This is a genomic window from Natronobacterium texcoconense (genome assembly GCF_900104065.1).
Classification (GTDB): Archaea; Halobacteriota; Halobacteria; order Halobacteriales; family Natrialbaceae; genus Natronobacterium; species Natronobacterium texcoconense.
On record NZ_FNLC01000001.1, the window covers coordinates 1000788 to 1013368 of the forward strand.

General features: G+C 63.0%; 13 protein-coding genes. 8 read left to right on the plus strand and 5 right to left on the minus strand.

The window, feature by feature from the left end:
- The first annotated feature begins 311 nt into the window (after positions 1–311).
- Together BLR35_RS05080 and BLR35_RS05085 are read left to right on the plus strand one after the other, a co-directional pair.
- A complete protein-coding gene (locus tag BLR35_RS05080; RefSeq protein ID WP_090378272.1) occupies positions 312–2093 on the plus strand; it encodes an acyl-CoA carboxylase subunit beta in 1782 nt (593 codons plus the stop codon).
- 355 nt (positions 2094–2448) lie between these two features.
- Positions 2449–2799 (plus strand): DUF5658 family protein, encoded by a 351-nt coding sequence (locus BLR35_RS05085; RefSeq protein ID WP_090378275.1) that lies wholly within the window; start codon positions 2449–2451, stop codon positions 2797–2799.
- Between the two features lie 90 nt (positions 2800–2889).
- Here BLR35_RS05085 and BLR35_RS05090 read toward each other — a convergent pair whose 3' ends face one another.
- Entirely contained in the window at positions 2890–3198 is a 309-nt protein-coding gene (locus tag BLR35_RS05090; protein WP_244510189.1) for a DdfA family disk-determining factor, read from the minus strand.
- Positions 3199–3368: 170 nt separating this feature from the next.
- Positions 3369–3824: a MaoC family dehydratase gene (locus BLR35_RS05095; protein ID WP_090378279.1), complete on the minus strand. Its 456-nt coding sequence runs from the start codon at positions 3822–3824 to the stop codon at positions 3369–3371.
- Between the two features lie 222 nt (positions 3825–4046).
- Between BLR35_RS05095 and gdhB the strand changes: the two genes are divergently transcribed.
- From gdhB to BLR35_RS05120, 5 genes are all read left to right on the plus strand, one after another.
- Positions 4047–5324 (plus strand): glutamate dehydrogenase GdhB, encoded by a 1278-nt coding sequence (gene gdhB, locus BLR35_RS05100; protein ID WP_090378282.1) that lies wholly within the window; start codon positions 4047–4049, stop codon positions 5322–5324.
- 91 nt (positions 5325–5415) lie between these two features.
- The gene (locus BLR35_RS05105; protein WP_090378284.1) at positions 5416–6264 is read left to right on the plus strand and encodes an HpcH/HpaI aldolase/citrate lyase family protein; all 849 of its coding nucleotides are present in this window, start codon (positions 5416–5418) and stop codon (positions 6262–6264) included.
- A gap of 126 nt (positions 6265–6390) precedes the next feature.
- Positions 6391–7647: a Glu/Leu/Phe/Val family dehydrogenase gene (locus BLR35_RS05110; RefSeq protein ID WP_090378287.1), complete on the plus strand. Its 1257-nt coding sequence runs from the start codon at positions 6391–6393 to the stop codon at positions 7645–7647.
- Between the two features lie 90 nt (positions 7648–7737).
- The gene (locus tag BLR35_RS05115) at positions 7738–8232 is read left to right on the plus strand and encodes a DUF2062 domain-containing protein (RefSeq protein WP_090378290.1); all 495 of its coding nucleotides are present in this window, start codon (positions 7738–7740) and stop codon (positions 8230–8232) included.
- 121 nt (positions 8233–8353) lie between these two features.
- Complete coding sequence (locus tag BLR35_RS05120; RefSeq protein ID WP_139169244.1) at positions 8354–8953, plus strand: DUF6517 family protein; 600 nt, start codon at positions 8354–8356, stop codon at positions 8951–8953.
- A gap of 29 nt (positions 8954–8982) precedes the next feature.
- Here BLR35_RS05120 and BLR35_RS05125 read toward each other — a convergent pair whose 3' ends face one another.
- The 3 genes from BLR35_RS05125 to BLR35_RS05135 all read right to left on the minus strand — a co-directional run bounded on the left by BLR35_RS05125 (position 8983) and on the right by BLR35_RS05135 (position 11597).
- A complete protein-coding gene (locus BLR35_RS05125; RefSeq protein WP_090378296.1) occupies positions 8983–9198 on the minus strand; it encodes a hypothetical protein in 216 nt (71 codons plus the stop codon).
- A gap of 3 nt (positions 9199–9201) precedes the next feature.
- On the minus strand, positions 9202–10344 hold the full coding sequence (locus tag BLR35_RS05130; protein ID WP_090378299.1) for an acyl-CoA dehydrogenase family protein: 1143 nt from the start codon (positions 10342–10344) through the stop codon (positions 9202–9204).
- Positions 10345–10424: 80 nt separating this feature from the next.
- Complete coding sequence (locus BLR35_RS05135) at positions 10425–11597, minus strand: DUF7544 domain-containing protein (RefSeq protein ID WP_090378303.1); 1173 nt, start codon at positions 11595–11597, stop codon at positions 10425–10427.
- 162 nt (positions 11598–11759) lie between these two features.
- Between BLR35_RS05135 and BLR35_RS05140 the strand changes: the two genes are divergently transcribed.
- Positions 11760–12569 carry an RIO1 family regulatory kinase/ATPase domain-containing protein gene (locus BLR35_RS05140; protein ID WP_090378307.1) on the plus strand — a complete coding sequence of 270 codons (810 nt, stop codon included), beginning with the start codon at positions 11760–11762 and terminating at the stop codon, positions 12567–12569.
- The last annotated feature ends 12 nt before the right edge of the window (positions 12570–12581 follow it).

Consider the following 12581-nt stretch of genomic DNA (forward strand, 5'->3'; position numbering starts at 1 on the left):
TCGTGGTTCCACCCCAGATACCAACAATTGTCTCCGTGCTGGTGACCGCGGAGACGACCACACCAACACACCTGGCGATTCGCGTTGACTCCCCGACGCAACTCCCTCGTTCGTCCCCCGACGAACGGAAGCGGCAGCGGTGCGCTGACCGCGCATCCTCTCTCCTCTCTTCGACCCCCCACTCGAGCGTCGGGAGTCGAGGTGTAGAATTCGGTTACTCGGGCGGGCAGTTCGTTCGGGAACCGGCCACCGATACGATCGATCACGAAAAATACGCTGGATTTTTTAGATATCCCCGCACAGACGTCGACATGAAAGTCCGTATCGCGCCAGGGGCGACCGACGAGGAAGCCTCGGCGATCGCGACCGCGATGGCCGAACACGTCGGAGACACCGTCGAAGTGTACGTCGGAGACGACGACGAGCCGAAAGCCGTCCACGAACTCGCAAGCGCCGCCGGCTCCGGGCGGGGCGCGCCCGCTCCCGTGGCAGCCGCCGACGGCGCAGCCCAGGACGACCTCGGTCCAACCGAGCGCGAACGGAAACTGCGCGAGGAGATCGGGGACATCCTCGAGGGTGGTCCCGAAAAGTACCGCGAGGGCCTCGAGGACAAACTGTTCGTCCGGGATCGGCTCGAACTCTGGTTCGGCGGCGAGGGCAACGACTTCCTCTTCGAGGACGGCAAGTTCGCGGCGTTCGACGACTGGCACGAGAGCGGCGTCGGCGAGGAGACCGACGACCGCCTGCCGGCCGACGGGATGATCACTGGCGCTGCCGAGTTCGAGGGCCGTGACGTCCACTTCATGGCCAACGACTACACCGTCAAGCGCGGGAGTATGGCCGCGAAAGGCGTCGAGAAGTTCCTGCGGATGCAACAGCGAGCCCTGAAGACGGGCCAGCCAGTGCTGTACCTGATGGACTCCTCGGGCGGCCGGATCGACCAGCAGACCGGCTTCTTCGCCAACCGCGAGGGGATCGGGAAGTACTACTACAACCACTCGATGCTCTCCGGCCGCGTTCCCCAGATCTGCGTACTCTACGGCCCCTGTATCGCGGGTGCAGCCTACACGCCGGTCTTCGCCGACTTCACGATTATGGTCGAGGGCGTCTCGTCGATGGCGATCGCCTCCCCGCGGATGGTCCAGATGGTTACCGGTGAGGAGATCGACCTCGAGGAACTCGGCGGGCCGAAAGTCCACACGCGAGAGTCCGGGTCGGCCGACCTCGTCGCGAGAGACGAGGAACACGCCCGCGAACTCGTTGCTCAACTGATCACGTACCTGCCGGACAACGCCGACGAGAAGCCACCCCAGAAAGAGACGCGCTCGCCGGTCCGTTCGCCCGCGGGAATCGATTCCGTCGTTCCCGAACACCCCAACGAAGTGTACGACATGAAAGACCTCATCGACCGACTGGTCGACGAGGGCTCGTTCTTCGAACTCCGTCCCGACTACGGGAAGGAGATCATCACGGCCTACGCACGGATCGGCGGCCGTCCGGTCGGTATCGTCGCGAACCAGCCCGCCCATCGTGCCGGCGCGATCTTCCCCGACGCAGCCGAGAAAGCCGCCGAGTTCATCTGGAAGTCCGACGCGTTCAACATCCCGATCCTCTATCTCTGTGATACGCCCGGCTTCATGGCCGGTTCGCAGGTCGAGAAGGAAGGCATTCTCGAGCAGGGCAAGAAGTTCATCTACGCGACCTCGGCGGCGACGGTCCCCCAGCAAACCGTCGTCGTCCGCAAGGCCTACGGCGCGGGGATCTACGCGATGGGCGGCCCGGCCTACGACCCCGAGAGCGTCCTCGGCCTCCCCAGCGGGGAAATCGCGATTATGGGTCCCGAAGCGGCGATCAACGCCGTCTACGCGCGCAAACTCTCCGAAATCGACGATCCCGAGGAACGCGAACGCAAGGAACAGGAACTCCGCGAGGAGTACCGCGAGGACATCGACGTCCACCGGATGGCCAGCGAAGTCGTCATCGACGAAATCGTTCCGCCGAGCACGCTCCGTGAGGAACTGGCCGCCCGCTTTGCCTTCTACGAGGACCTCGAGAAGTCCGTCCCCGACAAGAAACACGGCACGATCCTCTGATACGGTCTGCTGTACCGATTTACCGGTGCAACCGCAAGGCGGTTCGCGATTGCACCGTCGATGACGTACAGCAGTCCGTCCGAACGCCGCTCGAGAGTCGCCCGTTTTACAGTCCTTACCGCGGAGTAGTCGTCGGTTAGCGAACGCTACGCTTTCCATAACAATACCGAATCCGCTGGAATCGCCGCGTGCGGTCTCCCGCACGCTCCCGATGGCGGATGGTCCGTCGGTTCGAGCCAGCCCTGCGATGAGCGACCGAAGCGAGCGAAGAACAGGGCTGGCTCGAATCCTGCAAGACGCAGCGTGAACAACGTAAACGCCCGTCTTGCTCCGGTTCGACTCCGGCGGGGACTCTATGAGTTCCGAAGGCGCGGACGTCTATCTGCGCCACGCGATCGACGTCGATCCCGTACGCCTCGAGCGACTGCTCTGGATCGTGGTCGCTCTCTCGCTCGTCGGCGACGTCGTCACGACGTTCGCCGGCCTCCACCTCGGTCTCGCGGAGTCGAACCCGGTCGCACGCAGTGCGATTTCGGGATACGGCCTCGCTGGAATGCTCGCACTGAAGGCCGTTGCGGTGGCACTCGGGGTCGCCTGTCGGCCGTTACTCCCGCGACCGTACCGCGTGGTCATCCCTGCAGGGCTCGCGCTCCCGTGGACGATCGCGACGCTCAGCAATCTCGTCCTGATCTCGACGGTCGTTTGACACCCCCGGACAAAATCGGTCGCCAGTTGTGGCTGCCTCGAGCTGTGGCACGACCGAGTTTCGAATCAGCCAACGTTCGGACGCGACCTACTATCCGGATGCGTGGAGTTCGACCTCGCCGTTGCCCCGGACGGCGACGGTGTAACCGGAATACTGGAACTGTACCGTCGTTTCTTCCGTCACCGAATTCGACGTGAACAGCGCGTTCAACGCGTCGGGATCGATCTCTCGAGCGAGCGGCGGTAGCTCGCACGGATCCTCGCCGGTCGCATCTGCGACTGCCGATACGACGGTGTACACTGGCGTGTCCTCTGCGTTTTGTTCCCACATCGTTTCGGTTCGACGTCCTGACTCGGCCGTTAGTACCGACTTGCCGGTCTGCACGTCTTCCACTGTCATTGGATTTCGTGCAACGAACTGTTATAAAGGAGTTTCCAAACAGCCAGGAGTTCACTACGAATTTATTCAATATTTCCACGAATATTACGATCGGAGCAGTGAACGGTCGTGGAACTGGCGTTACTGGCCGCGATTCGGCTCCACCGTGAGACGTCGAAAAACGGCTCGCGTTACGCCGCGTGTTCGCGTTTCAACGACAGCACCGTTCGATCGAACTCGCAGACCAGTTCGCCGTCCTGGTTGAAGACCTCGACGTGCATGGTGACGATGCCGCGTTCGCCATCGCTGGTCTCCCGTTTGTCCGTGACCGTCGACTGGACGCTGATCGTATCGCCGTGAAACACGGGCTGAGGGTGTTCGACGTTGTCGTACGAGAGGTTCGCGACGATCGTTCCGTCGGTCGTCTCGGGGATCGAGATGCCGACCGCAAGCGACATCGTGTAGAGGCCGTTGACGAGTCGCTCGTCGAACTGCGTCTCGCCCGCGAACTCCTCGTCCAGATGTAGCGGCTGCTGGTTCATCGTCATGTCACAGAACCGCTGGTTGTCGCTCTCGCTTATCGTTCGACTCCGTTCGTGCTCGATCGTTTCACCGACCTCGAACTCTTCGTAGTAAAGTCCAGTCATACGTTCAAAATCGGCCGATCGTTACAAAAACGTGACGTCTGTGTCCGTCGACGATCGTCCACGATTACTGACCGATCGCGGGTGCAAATATTGCATGTACCTGGGCGCATTGACAAGGGTTAAGACGGGGCGTCGGAAACCTCCAGCAACAGGGTACCAGTTTGGCGACGTCGGGGCACGTTCCGACAGTCGCGTCGCTTCGAAACGAACCCGGAACTCACCATGACTGAATCCAATACGTCTTCCGAGCCGACTGCAGAGGAAAGCGCCGTCGAAACAGCCCGTCGTCAACTCGAGCGGGCCGCTGCACATCTAGACGTCGACGAGGGGACCGTCGAACGGCTGCGACACCCGAAAGACGTCTACCGGGTGACGATCCCGGTCGAGCGAGACGACGGAACGACGGAAATCTTCACGGGCTATCGCGCCCACCACGACAGCGTTCGTGGTCCGTTCAAGGGCGGCCTTCGATACCACCCCGACGTCAACGAAGACGAGTGCGTCGGCCTCGCGATGTGGATGACCTGGAAGTGTGCCGTGATGGACCTCCCCTTCGGCGGCGCGAAAGGTGGCGTCGTCGTCAACCCCAAAGAGCTCAGCGACGACGAAAAGGAGCGGCTCACCCGCCGGTTCGCCGAGGAGCTTCGACCCGTCATCGGCCCGATGAAGGACATCCCCGCGCCGGACATGGGAACGGACCCCGAGACGATGGCGTGGTTCATGGACGCCTACTCGATGCAGGAAGGCCAGACGGAACCCGGCGTCGTCACCGGCAAACCGCCGGTCGTCGGGGGTTCCTACGGCCGTGAAGGAGCACCGGGTCGCAGCGTCGGGATCATCACGATGGAAGCACTCGACTACTACGACTGGGACGTCGAGGAGACGACCGTCGCCGTCCAGGGATTCGGGAGCGTCGGTGCCAACGCAGCCCGCTACCTCGACGACCGCGGCGCCTCGATCGTCGCAGTTTCGGACGTCGACGGCGCGATCTACGACCCCGACGGGTTCGACACCAACGACGTCGAAGACCACGACGAGACGCCCGGGATGGTCTCGGGCTACGACGCACCCGAGACGCTGTCGAACGACGAACTGCTCGAGGTCGACGTCGACGTGCTCATCCCGGCCGCTATCGGGAACGTCCTCACCGGCGAGAACGCCCGTGACGTTCAGGCCGACATGATCGTCGAGGGTGCGAACGGTCCGACGACCTCGACGGCCGACCAGATCTTCGAGGAACGCGACATTCCCGTCATCCCCGACATCCTCGCGAACGCCGGCGGAGTCACCGTCTCCTACTTCGAGTGGCTCCAGGACATCAACCGGCGCTCGTGGCGTCTCGAGCGGGTCAACGAGGAACTCCAGACGGAGATGCTCCGGGCCTGGAACGCAGTCCGGAAAGAGTACGAGAACCGCGACGTCACCTGGCGTGACGCGACCTACATCGTCGCGCTCTCGCGGATCGCGGAGGCCCACGACGCCCGCGGACTCTGGCCGTAGTCTACTCGACGGCCGTCTTTTCTTCACCGTCGACCGTCCGGCGGCCGCCCGTCGACGTGTATTTCTTGGTGGTGGCCCGTTCACACGACGTATGGTTCGCAGAAGCGTCCTGTTTACGCCAGGTGACCGTCCAGAAATGATGCGGAAGGCTCCCGGTTCGGGGGCCGACGTGATCGTATTCGACCTCGAGGATGCCGTCTCGCTCGCCCGGAAGGACGAGGCCCGCGAGGCAGTCCGAGCGGTCCTCACGGAGCCCGAGTTCGACCCCGACTCCGAGGTCTGTGTCAGGGTCAACGCCGACGCCGACCGGATCGACGCCGACCTCGAGGGACTGTTCGCCGAGGGAACGAATCTCCGCCTCGACAGTCTGATGCTCCCCAAGGCCGGGTCGCCGAGCGACGTTCGCGACCTCGTCTCGACGCTCGAGTCCCACGACGTCTCTCTGCCGGTGATCGCACTGATCGAGAGCGGCGCGGGCGTTCTCGCGGCGCCGGAGATTGCTGCTGTCCCCGAAACCGATGCGCTGGCCTTCGGTGCTGAGGACCTCTCGGCCGACGTCGGTGCGACCGTCTCCGCGGACGGCTCGGAACTCGCCTACGCACGTCAGCGTGTCGTCCTCGCTGCTGCGGCCCACGACTGTACGGCGATCGATACGCTCGTCACCGACTTCGAGGACGACGAGCAACTCCGAGAGGACGCCGCGCGGTCCGTTCGACTCGGCTACGACGGAAAACTCGCCATCCACCCCGCACAGGTCGATCCGATAAACGAGGCGTTCACCCCGAGCGACGAGGAACTCGACTGGGCCCAGCGCGTTCTCGAGGGCAAGCGAGAGGCCGACGCCGAGGGTCGTGGCGTCTTCGAGGTCGACGGAGAGATGATCGACGCGCCGCTGATCGCCCAGGCGGAACGACTCCTCGAGCGTGCCGGCGACCGCTGACCGCGGCCGGTGGAGCGATAGGCGCTTGCGAAAAATATAATCATATTCGAATTCCTAATATTGTATTTTATTTACTATGGTGGGGTTCCGCCATGCTTATTTTGCTAACCTCTGAATTTACGTTCAATGTCCGAACGAGCGAACCCGTTCGAAACACTCCAGTCGCAGATCGACGATGCCGCAGCGCATCTCGACGTCAGCGACGACGTGATCGAACGGCTCAAACACCCGGAACGGGTCCTCGAGACGAATCTCACGGTCGAACTCGACGACGGGGGTCTCGAGCGGTTCAAGGCGTTTCGATCGCAGTTCAACGGTGACCGCGGCCCCTACAAGGGAGGGATCAGGTACCATCCTGGCGTCACCCGCGACGAGGTCAAGGCGCTGTCGGGGTGGATGGTCTACAAGTGTGCGACCGTCGACATCCCCTACGGCGGCGGCAAAGGTGGTATCGTCGTCGATCCATCCGACTACTCCGAAAGCGAGATCGAACGACTCACCCGTGCGTTCGCGAAGGAGCTCCGACCCTTGATCGGCGAGGACCGCGACATTCCCGCACCGGACGTCAACACCGGCCAGCGGGAGATGAACTGGATCAAAGACACCTACGAGACCCTCGAGAATACCACAGAGCCCGGCGTCATCACCGGCAAAAACATCGCCAGCGGCGGCAGTAAGGGTCGCGTCGAGGCGACCGGTCGATCGACCGTGATCGCCGCACGCGAGGCGTTCGACTACCTCGACAAGGACCTCGAGGGTGCGACCGTCGCCGTCCAGGGCTACGGCAACGCCGGCTGGATCGCCGCGAAACTCATCGACGAGATGGGCGCGACCGTCGTCGCGGCTACCGACTCGAGTGGCGGCATCTACAACCCCGACGGCTTCGATCCGGTCGCGGCGAAAGACCACAAGACCGAGACCGGCAGCATCGTCGGCTACGAGGAGGCCGACGATGAGATCACCAACGAGGACGTGCTCACGATGGACGTCGACCTCCTCATTCCCGCCGCACTCGAGAACGCCATCGACGGCGACCTCGCCGAGGAGGTCCAGGCAGACGTCATCTCCGAGGCCGCGAACGGCCCGCTGACGCCGGAAGCCGACGCCGTCCTCGAGGACGAAGACGTCTTCGTCATCCCGGACATCCTCGCCAACGCCGGCGGGGTCACGGTCTCGTACTTCGAGTGGGTCCAGAACCGCCAGCGGTTCTACTGGACCGAGGAGAAGGTCAATCAGGAACTCGAGGCGCTCATCGTAGAGGCGTTCGACTCGCTCGTCGACACACTCGAGGAGTACGACCTCGATAATCCACGAACTGCCGCGTACGTGGTGGCGATCCAGCGCGTCGCGGACGCGTTCGAGGAAGCCGGAACGTTCCCGTAATCGCGGGACGCGACGTTATACTTGTTTGACGTATGTTCTCTCGTCTCGATATCTTTTTCTCGTTTGGAGCGCACCGACGGATAGAGTCGAATGCTTCGGGAACGGCTGCGGACGTATCGTGACCGGGCTCGTCGCGAACTGCTAGCGGCGTTTCGGGAGAGACACACCGAACATCAGGTCGCGAGCAGCTTTGCGATCGGCGTCTTCATCACGGCCCTACCCACGGGTGGGCTCGGAATCGGCCTGTTTTTCGTCTTCGTCTCGATGTGGTCGTGGATCAGCAAACCGGCGATTTTCGCGTCCGTCGCCGTCCTCAACCCCTTCGTCAAGCCAGTCGTCTACGTCGCGAGCTTCCAGGTCGGCGGCACCGTACTCGGAACGCGGCCGCTGCGCTCGAGCGAGGTTTCGCCCGAAACGGCCCGCGTCGCGGTCGAACAGCTGCTCGTCGGCAACCTCCTCGTGGCACTCGCCCTCTCCGGGATGGGCTATCTCATCCTGTTGCACCTGACTCGCGTCCACCGACAGCGGCCGGGGTTTTTCTTCGGAGGGTCGGACTCGAGACTTTGGGACCGCTTCCGGCGATGAGTGCTGCTCTCGAGACTGTCATCCCAATCTCGAGAAATGAACAAACACTTGTGAACCGAATTTCGATTGCCATCCGATGAAACGTCGTACATTCGTCGCCGGGGCAAGTGTAAGTGGACTGATGGCTCTGTCTGGATGTCTGGGAGTGATCGGGATGGACGAACACACCTCGACGCCTGCCGGCGTCGCCGCCACCGCCCGCGAGGAGACAGGCTACGAGCAGACCAACGTCGACGAAGTCGTCGTCGAAGAGACGGTCGGCACCGACGCCCTCTCGGAGGAGGTCGTCGTCATCAACCACCTGACCGAACACGAGAAAGCAGTCGGCGTCGGACCGCTCGAGCAGGAAGCAGCCGTCTTCGTGGTGCTCTCGACACCCCAGATCGGACTGGCTGGCCAGCAGTTCAATCCGGTCGAGGAGATGTCGGCGTCCGAACTCGTCGACCTGCTCGAGGACGATTACGACGACATCAGCAACGTCTCGCTCGAGGAGGAGTCGTCGATCACCATCCTCGAGCAGTCGACGACCGTCTCGCGGTTCAGTGCCGACGCCGTGTTCAGTGGATTCGATCTCGAGGTCGACCTTCACGTCAGCGAAGCTGTCGAGACCGACGACGACCTGGTCGTCACGATCGGCGTCTATCCGCAGGAAGTCCGGGCACAAGAGGAAGAGAACGTCCACGCGCTCATGGAGAACGTGACGGCGAGTATCGAGGAGTAGACGACGAAAACGCTTCCCGCGATTGGGCTCTATATCATCGTTCCGTATGCGAGGATACCGATACCGACGAGTGTGATGACGGCACCCGTCGCTTTCGTCACCGCGATTCGGTCGTCGTATTCGATGGTCTCGTCCTCGAGCGGCGTCATCCCCTGTCGGCGCTGGGCGTCGACGATCGCCGGCGCGTAGCGGACGCCGCCGATCCCGAGTGCGATCAGGACGAGGCCGGCGACGACCGCGAACACGGCTTACAGGCCGAGCTCTCGGCCGATGACGAGGTGCTGGATCTCGCTCGTCCCCTCGCCGATCTCCATCAGTTTGGCGTCGCGGTAGAACCGCTGTGGGGCGAAGTCCGTCGTGTACCCGTAGCCGCCCAGCACCTGGACGGCGTCCTCCGCGACCTCGCGTGCGGCCTCGCTCGCATCGAGCTTTGCGAGTGCCGACTCTCGCGTCACGGGTTCGCCGTCGTCGTAGGTCGTCGCGGCCTTGTGCGTCAGCAGGCGTGCGCGTTCGGTCTTCCGGTGCATGTCGACGATCTTGTCCCGGATCGCGTCGAACTCCGAGATCGGCTGGCCGAACTGCTCGCGTTCCTGGCTGTAGGCCTTTGCATGCTCGTAGGCACCCTGGGCCAGGCCCGTCGAGAGGGCGGCGATCGAGATTCGGCCGCCATCCAGAGTCTTTTTCGTCTGCTCCCACCCGTCGCCTTCCTCACCGAGCAGACGGTCTTCGGAGACGCGGACGTTCTCGAGTTGAATCTCGCAGGTCGGCGAAGCGTTCAGCCCCATCTTGTCCCAGACCGTCGTCACCTCGAAGCCGTCGTCTTCCTCGGGGTCGACGATGAACGTCGAGATGCCGTCGTAGCCGGCACCGGGTTCGGTGACGGCTTTGACGAGCACGGAACCTGCCTCGCTCGCGTTCGTGATGAACTGCTTGGTGCCGTTGATCACCCACTCGTCGCCGTCCTTCTCCGCGGTGGTGTTCATGTCGGAGGCGTCGGAGCCGCTGCCCGGTTCGGTCAGTGCCCAGCCGCCGAGGTACTCGCCTTCCGCGAGCGGACGCAGCCAGCGTTCTTTCTGTTCGTCGGTGCCGAACAGTTCGATCGGCTTCGACGCGAGCGACGTGTGTGCCACGTAGGAGAGCCCGATCGATCCGGAGACGCGACCGAGTTCCTCGGCGACCAGCGAGTACATCAACGTGTCACCGCCGAGCCCGCCGTACTCCTCGGAGATGGGGACGCCCATCATATCCAGCTCCGCGAGCTGGTCGAAGATCTCCTCGGGGAATCGGTGTTCCTCTTCGATCTCCTGGGCGATCGGTTCGATCTCGTTTTCACAGAAGTCCCGGACGGTCTCCTGGATCATCCGGTGTTCGTCGGACACGTCGAAGTCCATACGCAATACTTGCCGGGGTAATGAATAAACGCACCGACACCGATCGACACGGTTGACAACACCAACCGCGTCGCAAGAGGTTACCAGCCGCGGCCGTCGTCTTCGTCCTCGTCGTCTCGCTCGGTGGTTTCGTCCCAGAGCGAGGACTCGCCGGTCTCCTCCTCGTCGCGGCCGTCAGCACCCCAGCGCCCGTCGGGTGCGGAGGGGCCTTCGTCCCGGTCGGTCGGTTCGACAGGTTCGTCACGATCCTCACGGACAGCCGCTCGCTGGTCAGGAATCAGGTCGAGGTCGGGGTTGGTGTCGCCGAGCAACAACAGCGCGTAGTACTGGAAGTAAGTACGGAACGGCATCTGGACGAGCCCGACCACCAGCAGGAACGCGAGCACGCCGAGGATCGCGACGGGTATCGCGAGCAACGCGCCGATCTCGCCGAGGAAGAAGAGCACGACCACGAGAATCACGAACGGGATCGCGACCACCAGCCCGGCAATCGCCAGCAGGAAGGAGACGGCGATGCTGACGACGAGCTGGAGAATCCAGACGAGGATCAGGTAGACGCCGTACTCGGCGAGGTCCGACGTAACTGTTCCCCAGAAGCGACTCCAGCCGGAGAGGATATTTCGCCCCTCGAGGAGCATGATCGGTGCGACGAACTCGGACGTAAAGCGCATCACGATGGCGTAGGGAGCGTAGAGGGCGACAGCCAGTACGAAGAGGAGGAACGCTGCTGCGGTGGACGAGAAGTCCTCGAGGATCGGGCCACCGACCGTCAGAAACAGCGCGATTCCGAGCCCACCGACGAGAAGTAACGTGAAGAGTCGGAACAGGACCAGCTGGAGGCCACGGACGAGGTTCTGCCACCCGAATCGCAGAATGCGCACCTCCTTCGATCGCAGCGACTCGACGAAGACGAACTCCATGATCGCGCTGATCACGGCAAAGAGTAGCCACAGGAAGAGCAAGACGACCAGCACGAGCGCCGCTATCGCGAGCAGGTCACCGGGGTCGACCCCCTCGGGCAACTCGTCAGCGACCGGTTCCTCGACGGCCGGCTCGTCGACGGCAGGGTCGTCGATTTCCGGTTCCTCTAGCAGCGGTTCGATCTCGCCCGGCGTAACGACACCGCCGCCCAGCCCCATTCCGCCGACGAAGAGAACGACGATAGCGAGTTTGAGCCACAGTCCGGCCCGGATCGGCAACAGGAGATTCCGCGTGGTATCGATCGCATCTCCGAGGTCGTCGATAGCGTCCATTTGCACGCCAGTAGCGTCCCATCAGTGAAAATAATACTGTTCTGACGTTCTCGGTCGGCTCGAGCGCCGATCTGCCGATCGATCAGGGTAGCCGCTCCGGTGACACATCCGGTTGGCGATACTTCGGGACGCATTTAACTTGGAAGCCCCAGTGTCTTCCGTATGGATATCCGCCAGCTCGTCCGCGGCAGCGTCGAGTGGGACCGCATCGAGCGCGTCATCCACACGCTGGCGGACCGACACGACCGCGAAATCGTTCGCGTCGAGTTTCTCGAGGCCGACAACTGGCTGTCGACGCCCTGTGTCATCGACGACGAGTGGTTCGTCAAGATCGTTTCGCGACAGAACGCACTCGTCCACGCTGTCCTCACGACCGGGCGAAACGTTGGCGCCGTCTCCGCGGGCACCGGTGGCTTCTTCGACCGGTTCGATACGCCTCGCGAGATGGTCGAACACGAACACGAGGCGACCCAGCGGATGCGAGAAATCGGCATCAACGCCCCTCGACCGATCGAGGCGTTCGAAGTGAACGGCCTGGGAGTGCTCGTCCTCGAGTATCTCCCCGACTTCGAATCGCTGGGAACGGTCTCGAACGAGGTCGTCGCCGAACGCGCACCGGAGCTGTTCGAGATGCTCGCGACGTTACACGATCACGGCCTCGCCCACGGCGATCTTCGGGCCGAAAACATCCTCATCTGTGACGGAAACCTCTACTTCATCGACGCCACGAACGTCCACGAGGACCGCGTCGCGGAGACGACGGCCTACGACCTCGCCTGTGCACTCGCCGTCCTCGAGCCCCGAATCGGTGCGCGACGGTCGGTCGAGGCGGCAGCGAGCATCTACGACCCTGACGACCTGCTCGCAGCCCGCCGGTTTCTGGATTTCGTCCGACTGCGTCCGGATCACGAGTTCGACTCGACGCAACTGCGCAGCGAACTCGAGAAAGCAGCGGAACTGAGCCGATACTGATCGTCTCGAGCG